Origin of the sequence: Actinosynnema sp. ALI-1.44 (genome assembly GCF_001984155.1) — a bacterium.
Lineage (GTDB): Bacteria > Actinomycetota > Actinomycetes > Mycobacteriales > Pseudonocardiaceae > Kibdelosporangium.
Genome location: NZ_MTQO01000051.1, coordinates 328,333 through 343,255, shown reverse-complemented (window position 1 = coordinate 343,255; position 14,923 = coordinate 328,333). Strand labels below are relative to the sequence as shown.

13 protein-coding genes are annotated in these 14,923 nt (G+C 69.0%); 7 read left to right on the top strand and 6 right to left on the bottom strand.

The window, feature by feature from the left end:
- Positions 1-237 precede the first annotated feature (237 nt).
- The 3 genes from ALI144C_RS55895 to cysC are packed head-to-tail and all read left to right on the top strand — an operon-like array spanning position 238 to position 4,081.
- The gene (locus tag ALI144C_RS55895) at positions 238-1,311 is read left to right on the top strand and encodes a DUF6081 family protein (protein WP_168211442.1); all 1,074 of its coding nucleotides are present in this window, start codon (positions 238-240) and stop codon (positions 1,309-1,311) included.
- Complete coding sequence (cysD, locus tag ALI144C_RS36695; RefSeq protein WP_076991815.1) at positions 1,308-2,240, top strand: sulfate adenylyltransferase subunit CysD; 933 nt, start codon at positions 1,308-1,310, stop codon at positions 2,238-2,240. The genes ALI144C_RS55895 and cysD overlap by 4 nt, the downstream gene beginning before the upstream one ends.
- Positions 2,240-4,081, top strand: coding sequence for an adenylyl-sulfate kinase (cysC, locus tag ALI144C_RS36690; protein ID WP_076991814.1), 1,842 nt, complete (start codon positions 2,240-2,242; stop codon positions 4,079-4,081). Before cysD ends, cysC begins: the two co-directional genes overlap by 1 nt.
- Here the strand turns inward: cysC and ALI144C_RS36685 are convergent.
- Genes ALI144C_RS36685 through ALI144C_RS36675 form a run of 3 tightly spaced genes read right to left on the bottom strand, consistent with a single transcriptional unit; the run spans position 4,062 to position 7,274 of the window.
- A complete protein-coding gene (locus ALI144C_RS36685; protein ID WP_202819140.1) occupies positions 4,062-4,853 on the bottom strand; it encodes an AfsR/SARP family transcriptional regulator in 792 nt (263 codons plus the stop codon). The genes cysC and ALI144C_RS36685 overlap by 20 nt on opposite strands.
- Positions 4,854-4,881: 28 nt before the next feature.
- The gene (locus ALI144C_RS36680) at positions 4,882-5,697 is read right to left on the bottom strand and encodes a class II aldolase/adducin family protein (protein WP_076991813.1); all 816 of its coding nucleotides are present in this window, start codon (positions 5,695-5,697) and stop codon (positions 4,882-4,884) included.
- 14 nt (positions 5,698-5,711) lie between these two features.
- A complete protein-coding gene (locus ALI144C_RS36675; protein WP_076991812.1) occupies positions 5,712-7,274 on the bottom strand; it encodes an FAD/NAD(P)-binding protein in 1,563 nt (520 codons plus the stop codon).
- Positions 7,275-7,542: 268 nt separating this feature from the next.
- Between ALI144C_RS36675 and ALI144C_RS36670 the strand changes: the two genes are divergently transcribed.
- From ALI144C_RS36670 to ALI144C_RS36660, 3 genes are all read left to right on the top strand, one after another.
- Complete coding sequence (locus ALI144C_RS36670) at positions 7,543-8,604, top strand: helix-turn-helix domain-containing protein (protein ID WP_168211441.1); 1,062 nt, start codon at positions 7,543-7,545, stop codon at positions 8,602-8,604.
- Between the two features lie 175 nt (positions 8,605-8,779).
- Positions 8,780-10,318 (top strand): FAD-binding oxidoreductase, encoded by a 1,539-nt coding sequence (locus tag ALI144C_RS36665; protein WP_202819139.1) that lies wholly within the window; start codon positions 8,780-8,782, stop codon positions 10,316-10,318.
- A 40-nt stretch (positions 10,319-10,358) separates the two neighbouring features.
- The gene (locus ALI144C_RS36660) at positions 10,359-11,198 is read left to right on the top strand and encodes an AfsR/SARP family transcriptional regulator (protein ID WP_076991809.1); all 840 of its coding nucleotides are present in this window, start codon (positions 10,359-10,361) and stop codon (positions 11,196-11,198) included.
- Between the two features lie 27 nt (positions 11,199-11,225).
- Here the strand turns inward: ALI144C_RS36660 and ALI144C_RS36655 are convergent, their stop codons facing one another.
- Positions 11,226-11,927: an HAD family hydrolase gene (locus ALI144C_RS36655; RefSeq protein ID WP_076991808.1), complete on the bottom strand. Its 702-nt coding sequence runs from the start codon at positions 11,925-11,927 to the stop codon at positions 11,226-11,228.
- Between the two features lie 240 nt (positions 11,928-12,167).
- Between ALI144C_RS36655 and ALI144C_RS36650 the strand changes: the two genes are divergently transcribed.
- Entirely contained in the window at positions 12,168-13,196 is a 1,029-nt protein-coding gene (locus ALI144C_RS36650) for a methyltransferase (protein WP_076991807.1), read from the top strand.
- 67 nt (positions 13,197-13,263) lie between these two features.
- On the opposite strand, the gene ALI144C_RS36645 is transcribed toward ALI144C_RS36650, so the two are convergent.
- Entirely contained in the window at positions 13,264-14,664 is a 1,401-nt protein-coding gene (locus ALI144C_RS36645; protein WP_076991806.1) for a hypothetical protein, read from the bottom strand.
- Positions 14,661-14,879 carry a hypothetical protein gene (locus ALI144C_RS36640; RefSeq protein WP_076991805.1) on the bottom strand — a complete coding sequence of 73 codons (219 nt, stop codon included), beginning with the start codon at positions 14,877-14,879 and terminating at the stop codon, positions 14,661-14,663. Before ALI144C_RS36640 ends, ALI144C_RS36645 begins: the two co-directional genes overlap by 4 nt.
- Positions 14,880-14,923 lie beyond the last annotated feature (44 nt).

The window sequence follows — 14,923 nt, the reverse complement described above, 5'->3', positions numbered from 1 at the left end:
TTCCTGCCGCGCCCCAGGATCTGCGGCGATCTCACCGGCACGCAAGGCCCCACGTTCGAGTATCGCGCGAAACGGCATTCTGCGCGTCCGGCGCGAAAACCCCGATTCAGGCCCTGACCAGGCAACTTGCCGCTCCGATGACCGGTGCTGCACGCACGGTGACTCCACCGGACCATGAGGACTCGTTTGGCAACCTGGCCGGGATGTACCAACCCACCAGAATAAACGAGGTTTCCGATGAGCCGTAGTCCGCGCGCCCGATTACTTGTCGCGCTTCTCGCCGCAAGTGCCGTTCCGCTGTCCGCGCCGAGCGCCGCGGTAGCCACCACATCGCCCGCGTATCGAATTGTCTGGGATGACTTCCAGCAAGGCTTCAACGCCTCCGGTGAGAATGCCCGATGGGCGATTCCCTCGTTCGGCACCCTCACACCGGACGACGGGGTCGTCACGACCTCCCGGCATGGCCTGCGGGTCGACGCGAGGGGCGTCAACGCACGAACCGGAGCACCGGCGTTCACGGTGACGATGCCGCAGGATCCGCTGACCGGCGGCCTGGACCACGTAAAGTGGTTCGCGACCACCACGCACGTCGCGTCGTCCGGCTTCGCGGGTTTCGACGCCGTTCGTGGCAGGGAACTGAGCTGCGAGACGCGCATGGCCGCGCGGACCTACGGCACCGAAGCGCACCCGTTCGGTGGACTGGTCCGAGACCCCGGCACCGACCTGCGCCTGGCCTCGGTGGCGATGAACGCCGTCGACCCGGAAACCGGGATGGTGTTCGACTTCTTCCTCACCAACAACCGCATCTACGCCTTCTACGAACGCGGTCCGTACCTGCGTGCCGCACTCGGCGACTACGCCGGTTTCTCGTTCGCGATCCCCGTCGGCCGGACCGCACCGGGCCAGGAACACGACCTGCGCATCGGGTACGACCGGTCCTCGGGCACGGTCCGCTGGTACGTCGACAAGCGCGAGGTCTACCGGGTGCACCGCATCGGCCACCGAATCGACAGGAAGCACATGATGATTGACTACGGCGGCGTCGAGAATCTCGTCGAGCCGCGGCAACTGAACTGTGGCATGGGCATGTTCTCCGTGCTCGACGGAGCGCAGCCGGGCATACCGGGGTCGGGGCTGGTACGGCTGGCCAACGACTCGTCGCTGTACTTCGACCCGGTGTCGGGCCACCCGGTGCAGCAGGTCTTCCACGACGAGCGGAGCCTGCCCGAACACCGCCTGTTCGGCCAGGGCGCGAGTTTCACGATGCGCAGCCTCGTCGTGTCCAGCCGGCCGCGCGGGACGAACCCGTGACCGCGGCCGCGCGGCTGGACGCCGCGAGGTACGACCTGTCCGACCTCGCCACGCTGGAGGCCGAGTCCGTCCACGTCATCCGCGAGGTGGCCGCCACGTTCGACCGGCCGGTGCTGCTGTTCTCCGGCGGCAAGGACTCCGCGGTGATGCTGCGCCTCGCGGTGAAGGCGTTCGCCCCGGCCGCGTTGCCGTTCCCGGTGCTGCACGTGGACACGGGCCACAACTTCACCGAGGTGATCCGGTATCGGGACGCGACCGTGCGCGAACTGGGCCTGCGGCTGCTGGTCAGCCGGGTGCAGGACGACATCGACGCCGGGCGGGTGCGCGAACCCACCGGGCCGGGCACCAGCCGCAACCGGCTGCAGACCACCGCTCTGTTGCGTGCCATCACCGAGGGGGCGTTCGACGCGGTGTTCGGCGGGGCCCGCCGGGACGAGGAGAAGGCCCGCGCCAAGGAGCGGGTGTTCAGCTTCCGGGACGAGTTCGGCCAGTGGGACCCGTCCGCGCAACGGCCGGAGCTGTGGAACCTCTTTAACGGGCGGCACCGCCCCGGTGAGCACATCCGGGTCTTCCCGCTGTCCAACTGGACCGAGTTGGACGTCTGGCGCTACATCGCCGCAGAACGGATCCCGCTGCCGACCCTGTACTTCGCGCACCGCCGCATGGTGTTCGAGCGGGACGGGATGCTGCTCGCCGACACCCAGCACCTGTCGGTCGCGCCCGGCCATGACCGGTTCGAGGCGCAGGTGCGGTTCCGCACGGTCGGCGACGCCACCTGCACGGGCTGCGTCCACTCGACTGCCACCACCGTCGACGAGGTGATCGCCGAACTCGCCGCCAGCCGGGTGTCCGAGCGCGGCGCCACCAGGGCGGACGACCGGATCTCCGAGGCGGGGATGGAAGACCGCAAGAAAGAGGGGTACTTCTGATGACCGGGGTACTGCGCGTGGTCACCGCGGGCAGCGTCGACGACGGGAAGTCGACGCTCATCGGGCGGCTGCTGTTCGACTCCAAGGCCCTGTTCGACGACCAACTGGCCGCCATCGAACGGGCCGGTACGGATTCCGGCGAGGTCGTCCCGGACCTCGCGCTGGTCACCGACGGCCTGCGGGCCGAACGGGCCCAGGGCATCACCATCGACGTCGCCTACCGGTACTTCAGCTCGCCGGAGCGCACGTTCATCCTGGCCGACTGCCCGGGGCACATCCAGTACACCCGCAACATGGTCACCGGCGCGTCCACCGCGGACCTGGCCCTGCTGCTGGTGGACGCCCGCAACGGCGTCAGCGAGCAGACCCGCAGGCACGCGCTGATCGCGAGCCTGCTCGGGATCAAGCACGTCGTGCTGTGCGTCAACAAGATGGACGCGGTCGGGTGGTCGCGGGAGCGGTTCGCGGAGATCTGCGAGGAGTTCCGGCGGTTCACCGCGAAGCTGGACGTGCCGGACCTGTCCTTCGTCCCGATGTCCGCGCTGACCGGCGACAACGTCGTACACCGCACCACGAGCATGCCGTGGTACGAGGGCACGTCGTTGTTGCGGCGCCTGGAAGACGTGCACACCACCTCCGACCGCAACCTCATCGACGCGCGGTTGCCGGTGCAGTACGTCATCCGCGGCCAGGACGGCGTTCGCCGCTATGCCGGGACAATCGCGGGTGGCGTGTTCAAGCCCGGCGACGAGGTGGTGGTGCTGCCTGCCGGAACGTCCACAGTGGTCACCGAGGTGTGTGGCCCAGGCGGGGCCGAACTGGCCGAGGCGGCCGCGCCACAGGCGGTCACCGTACGGCTGGCCGACGAACTGCCCGTCGGGCGGGGCGACCTGCTGTGCCGTCCCAACAACCGGCCTCAAGTGGCGCAGGACGTGGACGCACTGGTGTGCTGGCTGTCCGACCGGGGTGAGCTCGCTCCGGACCGCCGGTATCTCCTGCTGCACACCACGCGGGCGACGGCGGCCACGGTCCGTGCCGTCGACTACCACATGGACGTGACCACCCTGCACCGCGACAAGAGTGTGAACACCTTGTCGCTCAACCAGATCGGCCGGGTGTCACTGCGCACCCGGCAGCCGTTGCTGTTCGACCCGTACCGGTCCAACCGGGCGACGGGCAGCTTCGTCCTCGTCGACGAGGCGACCAACGACACCGTCGCGGCGGGGATGCTGATCGGCCCCAGCCTGTCCGCGTCCCCGGTCGTCTGGCATCCCCCAGGGGTCACCAGCGGGGACAGGCCGTCGCAGGGGGTGACGGTGTGGTTCACCGGCCTGTCCGCGTCCGGCAAGTCCACGATCGCGGCCGCGCTCGAACGGTTGCTGGCACGCGCCGACCGACCGGCGTACCTGCTCGACGGCGACAACCTCCGGCACGGGCTCAACGCCGACCTCGGCTTCGCCCAGCGGGACCGGGAGGAGAACGTGCGCAGGGTCGGCGAGGTGGCCAAGTTGTTCGCCGACTTCGGCGCGGTCGCGGTGGCGTCGCTGATCAGCCCGTACCGGGCGGACAGGGACCGGGTCCGGGCCGCGCACGAGGCAGCCGGGCTGCCGTTCGTCGAGGTGTTCGTGGACACGCCGATCGAACTGTGCGCCGCCCGTGACCCGAAGGGGTTGTACCAACGCGCCATGGCCGGTGAGATCACCGGGTTCACCGGGATCGACGACCCGTACGAACCGCCGTCACGGCCGGAACTGGTGCTGCGCCCCGACCACGGTGACCCGGACGCGATGGCCGAGGCGGTCCTGCGCGTGGTCGACGAGGTCACCGCGCGGCAGCGGTAGGCAGGTGCAGAGCCGGGTGTTCGGCCCAGATGGCGCCGTACAGCCGTTTGATCCGGGGATCCGGCTCGAACCCGAAGTTGTCCTCGAGCGTGCGACGCAGGTTGCGGAACACCGACAGCGCTTCGGCGCGGTGGCCGGACCGGTACAACGCCACCATGAACTGGGCGCGCAGGTTCTCGTTCGTCGGGTAGGTCCTGACGAGCGTCTCCAGTTCGTCGAGCAGGGCCTTGTGCTTGTGCAGCTTGAGGTCGGCCTCGATCCGCCGTTCCAGCACGTACTTGCGGCTCTCCTCGAGTTCGACGACGTACGACAGGCTGACCGGGCCGGGCCGCACGTCGGCCATGACCGGGCCGCGCCACAGGTCGAGCGCCTTGGTGAACATCTCCGACGCGCCCTCGTACTCGTTGGCGTTGGCGAGGGCGGCGCCGTGCCGGGCCATGTCCTCGAACAGGAAGCAGTCGACGTCCAGCGGGTTCACCGCGAGCTGGTAGCCGAGGTTCGCGGTGCGCAGGGTGTTGTCGTCGTCGCCGCTCGCGGCCTCGCCGAGCATGCGGCGCAGGTGCAGGACGTAGGTCTGCAGTGTGGACGCGGCGCTCTTGGGCGGAGAGGTGTCCCACAACTCGGTCACGCAGTCGCTCGCCCGCACCGGGTAGCCGGCGTTGATCATCAGCAACGCCAGCAGTCGCCGCGGCTTGCGTGCGTTCGGCACCCGGTTGCGCCCACCCCGATCCATCAGCAGCGGGCCGAGCACACCCATCTTCATCGGCATCATGGCTGTTCTCCCCTCATGGGCGTGCCGCCTACTCCTCGAGCAGATCGGGCTGCTCCGCGGTGATTTCCTCGTAGGCCAACTGGAAGCTGAACCAGCCGAGCAGTGCGTCGCCGAACCCGTCCTTGGCCGCCATGGCCTGCTCGTGGCTCAAGGCGCGCGGTCGTCCGGCGGCCATCGCGAGCAGTTGCACCATGGCGCAGCTGTCGTAGCTGAAGAACCAGTGCACGGCCTCCTCGATCGACCCACCGGCTGTGATCAACCCGTGGTGGGCCAACAGGATCGCCTTGCTGTCACCGAGCCGCTCGGCGATGTCCGTGCCCTGCTCCAGCGAGATCGACGGACCGTGGTAATCGGTGTAGAGCACCTGGTCGAGGTAGAACGCGGCGGATTCCTGGTCGAGCGGGTCGAGCAGCCGGTGCAGCGAACCCAACGCGCGCACGTGCGTGGTGTGGCCGTGGGCCGCCGCCTCCGCGTTCGGGTTCAGCCGGTGGATCTCGGAGTGGATCACGAACGCGCTCGGGTTGACTCGGCGCGTGCCTTCGACCACGACACCGTTCTGGTCGACGCAGATGAGGTCGCGCACCTTGACCCGGTTGAAGGACACCCCGAACGGGTTCACCCAGAACCGGTCGGCGTGCTCCGGGTCACGCACCGAGATGTGGCCGGATACGCCTTCGTCGTAGCCGCACTTGCCGAACAGGCGCAGTGCCGCGCAGAGCCTTTGCCTGCGGTGGCGCCGTTCGTCGGCGAACGTGTCGAACCGCGGCCGGCCGGGGATGGGTAACCCGGTGTGGGTGTCGGCGAGGTACGCGGGGCGTAACGCGCCCGGAAAGGTTGTCGTCATGGGAGTTGCCCTTCTCAAGCGATTCGAGGCATGAGGTCTGTGAACGAACCGTGCGCGGCGCGCGTGTTCGTCGCGCTCGCGATGTGCTCGGACCGGATCGCGCCGACGACGTCGGCCGCTCTGTCCACCAGGGACTGGATGCCGAACGTGAAGAACAGCGAACCCGATGCCGTGTCACCGAGTGCGTAGATACCGCGCCGGGCCTGGCCGCCGGTGGTCAGTGCGCTGGTCGCCCGCTGGACCCGCAGGCCACCACGCGGGTGCCGTTCGGCGAGGCCCGCCGCCACCAGTGATTCGACCAAGGGCCGCGCCTGGGCGGAGAAACCGCGCAGCCGCGGGTTCACCGCGTTGATCACGACGTCCGCCGTTTCCCTGTGCTGTCCGGTGTGGATGGTGAACCGGCCGCCCCGGTCGGCGCACACCGCGCGCAGGCCGCGCACGACCCGGAGTTGTCCACAGTGCACCGTTCTGAGCAGGAACTCGGCGTTGGCCGGTGACATCGGGCAGCAGATGCTCATCACGGTGCGATGGTGCCTGGCCAGCAGGTGGTCCTGTTCGGCGTCGGACAGCAACGGCCACACGTCCGGCCCGGCCTCGGGCACTAGCTGCTGGAGGATGCGCAGGCTCATCCGCGGCGAGCCGACCGCGGCCAACTGCCTGCGCAGGCGGTCCGTCGGAGCCTCGTGCTCGACGGCGGCGAGCTCGGCCCACAGCGCGGCCGGGTTCTCACCGGCCGCACGCAGTTCCTCGGTCATGATGGAGCCGAGCTGCGCGAGGGTGACGTTCGCGCCACCTGCCGCGAGCGCACGCAACCGGGTGGGTGTGAAGTACCGCGGCTGGTGGTGGATGGGCCGCTGGCGCACGCTGGGCAGCACGCCACGCCGCGACAGCAGGCTGATCCGTCCCCGGTGCCCGGCGCTGGTCAGCGAGCGCACGACGTCGACCGCCGTCAGGCCACTGCCGATGACCCCGACTGTGGCGTCCGGGTCGATGCCGCTCACGGTTCGCACGAGCGGATAGGGGTCGGCGACGAAGCGATCCGAGTCGGACAGTGAGTACAGGTCGGCCGGCGCACCGCCGCCGACACCGAGCACCACGTGGTCGACCCGCGTGCGCGAACCACCAGCGGTGACCAGCGTCAGGTCATCCTGCCCTGGGATGACACGCTCAACACGGTCGCGGACGAGCTCCACGCGCCATCCGCGCCGCAACAGTGTTGTCCACGCCGTCCACGCGGACTGCTCCAGGTATGCGCCGTAGTACGTCCTGGGCACGAAGGCCGTGCCGGCGCGCCCATCCCAGTAGGGGCCACCGGACGACGCCAGCAAATCGTTGGACAGCAACCAGTCCTGGAAGTGGCCCGGCTGGTCCGCGCACACCGACATGTCCTGCGGCGGGGCGTTCACGCGCACCGTGTCCATGTCGGGCTGGTATGGTCGGCCACGCCACGGCCGCGCCGAGGGCTCGTACACCACAAGCCTTCCGTTGCTCAGGTCTCCGGCTCGAGCCAGCGCGGCGAGCAGGCACACGGCCGACGCGCCTCCGCCCACAACTCCGATCCGTAACGACGAGTTCATTGGGACTTCCCCTCAGTAATCTTCGCGGAAAGAAGATCGAAACCCCGAGTGTCTTGATGTCCGCTGCAAACGCAGGCTAGGTCACCACGATTGGACCAACTCGTGAGTACGCGCTTGGGCAATTGCGGATTCGTGCATGGCGCTCGAAAGCGCGCCGGGCGGCTCGGCGGCACGCGGGCGCCGCCGGAACTGTCCGCTGTGGATCCTATAAGTCGCCAACTGACGCGGAATGGTTGCGCATGTCGTACGACGAGAACATCATACGATGATGGGGAGCCCCTCCGAGCGGCATGATGTGCGGAGCCATAATACCGGCTCCGGGACCACCGGGCAGCGTATCGATCAATGGCGGGACCAGGTCCGGCGCACCTGCGGTCTGAATCTCGACGTCGTCGTTGATCGCGACACGTTCGCCGAAGGCACCATTCTGACCAGCGCCATCGGCCACTTCCGCGTGTCGCTGATCTCCGCCGACGCGCATTCGGTCTACCTGTCCAATCGACGGGCGTCCGACACCGACGGGCACGTGTACGTGACCGTGCCGCTGTCCGGTGAGGCCGAGCTCAGCCAGGACGGGGGAACGACGACGGTCGCCCCCGGCGAGGTGGTCACCTTCGACAGCTCCCGCTCGTACACGTTGGAAATGCCCCAACGGTTCCAGATGGTGGCGCTGCGGTTCCCGCACCGGTCGCTCGGGCTCACCCCGGACATCACGCGCAAGCTGACCAGCAGGCCGTGGCCGAGCAGCAACGGTGTCGGTGCGCTTGTCAGCCAGTCGCTCGGCACGCTCGGGCAGCAACTGCGGGACTTACCCGACGCGGCCGCCGAACCGCTCGGCATGGTCCTCGGCGGCCTCGTCACGACGCTGTTCACCGACCGGCTGCATGACGAAGAGGACGACACGGTCGCCGCGCGGCAGATGCTCCTGCTGCGGGTGCTCTCGTATGCCAAACGGCACATCGCCGATCCCGCGCTGAGCCCGGCCGTCCTGGCGAAGAAACACAACATATCACTGCGTTATCTCCAGGTGATCTTCGCGGCGCAGCGCACGAGCCCGGCGAAATGGATCAGGGATGAGCGCCTCACGGGCATTCTCGCCGATCTCAACAACCCGCGCACCGACCACCTGACCGTGGCCGCCATCGGCGAACGCTGGGGTCTGCAGGAGCCTTCACAGGTCAGTCGTCTGTTCCGGCAGCGCTATGGCATGACACCCCGCGAATTCCGCAAACTTCGCCAACAAGGTGTGGACATTCCCCCACGATCGAGACCGGGTGCCCGCGCGACCATGACCGCGAGCTCCTTCTACGCGAACGGAATCCTCGGGTAGCACCCGGCTGGGCCCGTCCGGCGGCGGCCCGTGCGCCAATTGGGGACTTCGTGTGCGCGGATCGACCAGAACCCTTCGCCTCTCCAGCCTACGGTGAGATCACCGCGATTGGTGGAACCGATCTCCCACTCCCGTGCGGCTCGTCCGACCGGGGTCGACTAAGGAGAGCATCGAGGTGTCGAACGCATTGAACGTGCTGCACACGGTCAAGCCCGGAAGTCCGTCGACGAACGGAAAAGCCCATCACTCTCGCCCTGACGCGGTGCTCGACGCCGTCGCCGCCGCCCTCGGCGCCGACCGGGTCGTCACGCCGGTCGGGTCGCACACCGGTGCGGCGACCATGCGGCTCGGGCCGAACGTCGGTCTGTACGACCAGCGAGACGTCGCGGGCGTCATCCGGCCGCGCACCGCGGACGAGGTGCGCCGGGTCGTGGCGATCGTGGCCGGGTCCGCCGATCCGGTCGCGTTGCAGCCGATGAGCACCGGCCACAACTGGGGCCTCGGCTCACGGGAACCCGCCGACAACGGCGCGGTGATCCTGGACCTGAGCGGTATGGACCGCGTCCGCGCGATCGACACGACCGCGGGGTGGGCGGTGGTCGAACCCGGCGTGACCCAGGGGGAACTGGCCAAACGCCTGGCAGGCACGGCACGCAAGCTCAACCTGACCGCGTCGTCGATGCACACCAGTGTGGTGGGCAACGCGCTCGACAGGGGCGTCGGCCTGCTCCGGCAACGGGTGGAGGACCTGGCGGGGCTGGAGGTCGTGCTGCCGAGCGGCGAGATGATGCGGGTCGGCTGGTGGCCGAGCGACAGCGGCCGTACGCCGCTCTACCCGCACGGACTCGGCCCGTCCGCCCTGCCGCTGTTCCTCCAGTCGAACCTCGGCGTGGTCACCGCCGCCGCGATCCGCCTGCCACCGGCGCCGGAAGCGCTGCTGGTGGTCCGCCTGAACTTCACGCGCAGCCACCTGCGAGAGGCCGTGGACCTGGTGCGGCACTGGGTAAGCCAGGGCCTCACACACGGCGTTCCCAAGGTGTACGACCCGGCCGCGGCGAAGGCGTACCACGGCACCGAAGACGAGTTCCTGGTGCACGTGTGCGTGGCAGGCACGATGGCATCGGCCGAGGCGCTCACCAAGGTGCTCATCGACGAGGCCGTCGCGTCGGGTGTGTTCACTCAGGTCACGCATACCGACCGCGCTGATCCCGACCCGGATGTGCGTGAGGTGGCCACGCTGGTGGAACTGGGCTACGCGGGCCAGCCGGACGACGAGGACGCGCTGTTCCAGGCCAAGATGCGCGTACCTGCCGACGACGTGGACTCCGCCGGGGGCGGATTCCTGTTCTTCCTCCCGCTCGTGCCGTTCACCGGCGAGGCCATCGCGCAGGCCACCGAACTGCTGGACCGGGTCCACGAGACGAGCGGCATCCGCTGCGGTGCCACGATGAACATGCTGGACGCCGATGTCGTCGACTTCGTTGTCACGATGCGGTTCTCGCCGGACGACGAGTCTGCGGCGCACGCGCACGAAACCCTCGACCGGATGTACGGCATGTTCGGCGAGGCGGGCTTCCTGCCGTACCGGCTCGACGTCGACCACGCCGACGCGATCGACCACCTCAGCCCGGATCCCGCGGCACGGCGGTTCATCCGCCACCTGAAGGACGTCCTGGACCCGCGCACCGTGATCGCGCCCGGCCGGTACGGCTGAGCCGTTCGGCTGTGCGCAGCGAACTCCCTGGGGAGGAATCATGCAATTCGGCGTCCTCGGGCCGTTGACGGTCAGCCATGAGGGGGTGGACCTGACGCCATCCGCACCGAAACAACGCCAGATGATCGCACTGCTGCTGCTCACCCACGGGCACACCGTGTCCATCGACCAGTTCGTCACGGAACTGTGGGACGACAACCCCACACCGACAGCGAACGCGTCGGTCTACACGTACATCATGCAGCTGCGCCGGGTCATCTGCGACGACGGCGGAACGGGGCGTCCCCCGCGTGCCGCCGAGCACCGGCTGGTCACGCTCGACCACGCCTACCGCCTCAACGTCCTCTCGGGGGAATTCGACCTGGACACGTTCAACAGCCGTGCCCGTGCGGGCCGGGCCAAGTTGATGCGGGGCGAGAACGAGGCAGCCGCCGCCCTGTTCCGGGACGCGCTCAGTCTGTGGAACCGCGGCCCGGTCCTGCCGGATGTGGTCACGGGCCCGTTGCTGTTCCCGACCACACGGGACCTCGAGTCCAGCCGTCTCGACGTGCTCGGGCAGCGCATCCGCACGGAGATGCGCCTCGGCCTGCACCACGAACTGGTCAGCGAGCTGAGCGCACTGCACTGCCAGCACCCCACCAACGAGGTCTTCACCGTCCAGCTGATGCTCGCACTGCACCGCTCCGGCAGGCGTGCCGACGCGCTCGACGTGTTCCGCCACTACCGGACCACGCTGTCCAAGGAACTGGGCCTTGGCCCGTCGGTACGACTGCACAAGCTGTGCACGGACATCCTGCGCGGCCACCCGAGGCTCGAGCTCCCGTCGAACGCACCGACGTCGTCGCTGTCGCTCGACCTGGCCGCGGACCTCGCATCGTGATGGGGAATGTGACCGTGACCGGGCGCCTCAGCCGGTCAAGGAGATGATCCGGGCTGTGCGGTGGTCGACACCGCACAGCAGGTGCACATCCGAGGGGCGGCGCAGCACCAGGTCGGGGCGCGCGGCCAGGAGGTCCGCGGTCGCGCTTTCGCCCCAGACAGCGGCTGCCGCGACCACACCGGCGGCCTGGGCGCTGCGCACGTCGGCGACCGCGCCGCCGACCATGATCGCCGCGTCCGCGGGCACGTCGAGGCGGATGAGGGCTTCGATGACGATGTCCGGCGCGGGCTTGGGCGACCGGACCTCGTCGCTGCCGACGACGACGTCGATCTGAGGCAGCAGGTTCAGCCGGTCCAGCAGCCACACCGCCCGCTCGCGGCTGCGACCGGTGGCCACCGCGATCCGGATTCCCATCCCGCGCAACACGTTCAGCAGGTGCGGCACCCCGTCGTGGGCCCGTACCGTGTCGGCCAGCCGGTAGCTCTCCCGGACGTACGGCTCCGCCATGGCCGACGGCAGGCCCATGGCGTGCAGGACGTCCGGGAAGTACCGGCCGGCGTGGCGGACGAACTCGTCGCTCGGGGCGTCGCCGGGGCCGACCACCTCGGCGTAGGCGGCCTCGAACGCCCGCACCGCCGCCGCGAGGCTGTCGACGAGCACGCCGTCTAGGTCGAAGACGACCGCACGCACCTTCTCCAGCGGAATGGGATCCACACGCCGCAGCACCATGCCGCTCCTTCCAAGAACGGGTATGCCGTGCATTCTCACGATACCCAGCCCGATATCGACGAGTAAGTGGTCCACGTCGGGAAAAGTGCCCGGCTCGACCCATTCTTCAACGTCGGCGCCCGCCGTGGGCCACACTGAAAATGGGCACGTCCATCCTGGTCAGAGCCACATCGGGCGACTCGGGATATCGAAACGGACACTCGCATACCCAACAGTATTGGGAGTAGAATGACCACGGAAATGAATGCCGCACGTGCGCCCGAGCGCGACGTGCGTGCCGAGATGGTGGAATTGCTGCAAGGCGCGTGGCGGGCGAGGGCGGTGCACGTGGCCGCCGAGCTCGGCATTCCGGACCTGCTCGTGGACGGCCCGAGAACGGTGGCGGACCTGGCCGCGCGAACCAAGACGCACGCCCCGACGCTCGGCAGGCTGCTGCGCACGCTGACGTCGTTCGGGGTGTTCGAACGACTCGCCGACGGGAACACCTACGCCCAGTCGGCGCTGTCCGCCGTGCTGTGCACCAACCCCGGCTGCGCCGAAGCAACGGACGCGCTGTTCCAGGCGGCTCCGTGGCACTGGGCCGCCTGGGGCGAGCTGCTGTTCACGGTGCAGACCGGCACTGCCTCGTTCGACCGCGCCAACGGTTCCGGCTTCTGGGAGCTGACCCGGACCAACCCGGATGCCCAGCGCCGCTTCAACTCGGCGATGAGTTCGGTGTCGGAGGAGGAGTCCGACGCCATCGCGCACGCCTACGACTTCTCGGGCGTGCGTGAACTGGTGGACGTGGCAGGCGGCAAGGGCAGTCTGTTGCGTGCTGTGCTGCGCGCCAACCCGGACATCCGAGGCAAGCTGCTGGACCGGCCCAGCGTGCTGTCACTCGCCGCGGACCTGTTGTCCGGCCAGGGCGTCGACGACCGCTACGAACTGGTGCCAGGCGACTTCTTCCAGAGCGTGCCGCCGGGCGCCGACGTGTACCTCATCAAGCGGGCGTTGCACGACTGGGAAGCCGACGACATCGTGCGCATCCTCGTCACCATCAGGCGGGCCATGCGACCCGACTCCCGCCTGCTCGTCATCGAGTCGACGCTCGAGGACGACGCCAAGCAGGAGTGGCTGTTCCGCGACCTGCTGCTGTTGGTGCTGTGCGGCGGGCAGGAGCGCGCGGAGCGGGAGTACCGCGAGCTGATGTCGCGAGCCGGACTGCGGGTGACACGCTCGATCCCGATCGGTGACGGGCCACTGCGCGTCATCGAGGCTGTCCGCGAGTAACCGCAGCGGCACACGGCCGGGCGGCACCCGCGTGGCGCCGCCCGGCAACACCGATCACCAACACCGATCACGCAGCCTGTTCCGACCGGGGCCCGGACCACGGGAAGTCGAACGCGAGCACCCGGTTGTCCAACTGGTGCTCGACCACGAGGGTCCCACACCCGAAGTGGTCGGCCATGTGGTCGACGTCCTCGCTCGTCACCAGGTGCTCCGGGTCGGCGAGGAACTCGGCGATCCCCGCGGCAGGCGCCAGCAACTCCAGGGAGAAGCCACGGGCTACCGCCTGGCGATGCGTGTGCGCGGCGACGATGACGAAGGTGTCCTCCCGGTCGCACACGAGGTGCCACAGCGCACGACCCAGCAGGAACCGCAAGGCCGGCTCGGAGTAGGGGCGGGTCGACACCAACACCGGACCGTCCACACCGGTACGACTGCCGTATGCGACCAGCCCTCGGTCAAGATAGGGCACGGGCTCGACGCGGTGGCTGAACAACGAGCCGAAGTCGAACGGCTCCGTGTCCGGCACCCCGAGCGTCTCCCGCACCCGCCGTGCGGTGAGGAACCCGATCTGCCACGGGTTCTCGGTGCTGCTGTCGTCGTAGAACCGCTCGGCGAGGTCGGCGCAGGCGGCACGCAACTCTTCCAGGACCGGGCCGAGCGGGGCCGAACCGGTACCGGTCTGCTCACGCACCCGGTCGAGCCAGCCCACCTGGTCGCGGACCCGGTTCGCGCCGACTCCGTTGAAGAAGTCGAAGACCAGGTGCGACGGCAGGTCTTGGACAGCTGCCGTGATGTCGGCCTCGTGGCGTTCCGACTCGGTGTACGGGTCCAGGCCGAGAGCCGCGACCTTCTGGAAGAGCGCGGTTTCCGCGTCGCCTGCGCCCCGCACGGCTGCCCACTCGGTGTGCAGCGGGGTGTCGGTGACACCCTGCTCGTCCAGTCTCGCCACCACAGCGTCCACGAACTCGGCCAGGGTGCGGTGGAACGCGGCAGTCGACACGGTCGGGTTCCCCCGCCCAACGAACCGGTAAGGCGAACGCGGTGGCGTCTCGTTGTCGGGCATCCAGACCACGCGGGTCTCCCGGCCCTCGGAGTAGAACAGCACGTCCGGCCACCAGAAACCGTCCCCGGCCGCGCGCAGCACGTGCCGCCGGGACCGCACCCACCACGGCCCGCGCTGGTCACCGACGCCGTTGCGGTACGCGAACCGCAACTGGGAGATCTGGGTCCCCGGTCGCAGGTCCGCCGTCAGCGACCACCAGTTGAACGCGACCCATTCGGCGAGCGAGTACAGCGGCACCTCGATGTGGGTGCGGCTAGCGGAGGTGTCCGGGTCCACGGCGAGGCTCAGCACCTGCTCCCCCACCGAGATGCGCAGCGACGCCCAGGTCGCGGTGAACTCCGCGCACTGGTCCGGCGGCGCCGCGCCCCACGTCCAGGACAGCGCGAACTCGGGAAGTGTCCTCATCGGATTCCCTCCGGCCACTCGCTGGGGTGCAGTTCGTACCGCACGTATCGGGCCTGCGCGGGGTCGGCCAGCCGGAACTCCACGACCGTCTCGCCGGTCGAGTACCAGATGTAGCGCGGCAGGCCGTCGACCCACGGCCCGCCGACGAGGTGCGCGGCCAGGCCCGCCCGCACCTCGTCCGAGGAGGTCCCGGCCGAACGGATGCGTTCTCCCACTTTCTCGACGTCCTCTTCTGTGAACGGTGAAATGACGGCGCGAC

Bases quoted from the DNA above. Each gene is read 5' to 3' on its own strand.
- ALI144C_RS55895 (WP_168211442.1), top strand. From the start codon at position 238: ATGAGCCGTAGTCCGCGCGCCCGATTACTTGTCGCGCTTCTCGCCGCA.
- cysC (WP_076991814.1), top strand. From the start codon at position 2,240: ATGACCGGGGTACTGCGCGTGGTCACCGCGGGCAGCGTCGACGACGGG.
- ALI144C_RS36685 (WP_202819140.1), bottom strand. From the start codon at position 4,853: ATGATGCCGATGAAGATGGGTGTGCTCGGCCCGCTGCTGATGGATCGG.
- ALI144C_RS36680 (WP_076991813.1), bottom strand. From the start codon at position 5,697: ATGACGACAACCTTTCCGGGCGCGTTACGCCCCGCGTACCTCGCCGAC.
- ALI144C_RS36675 (WP_076991812.1), bottom strand. From the start codon at position 7,274: ATGAACTCGTCGTTACGGATCGGAGTTGTGGGCGGAGGCGCGTCGGCC.
- ALI144C_RS36670 (WP_168211441.1), top strand. From the start codon at position 7,543: ATGGGGAGCCCCTCCGAGCGGCATGATGTGCGGAGCCATAATACCGGC.
- ALI144C_RS36660 (WP_076991809.1), top strand. From the start codon at position 10,359: ATGCAATTCGGCGTCCTCGGGCCGTTGACGGTCAGCCATGAGGGGGTG.
- ALI144C_RS36655 (WP_076991808.1), bottom strand. From the start codon at position 11,927: ATGGTGCTGCGGCGTGTGGATCCCATTCCGCTGGAGAAGGTGCGTGCG.
- ALI144C_RS36650 (WP_076991807.1), top strand. From the start codon at position 12,168: ATGAATGCCGCACGTGCGCCCGAGCGCGACGTGCGTGCCGAGATGGTG.
- ALI144C_RS36645 (WP_076991806.1), bottom strand. From the start codon at position 14,664: ATGAGGACACTTCCCGAGTTCGCGCTGTCCTGGACGTGGGGCGCGGCG.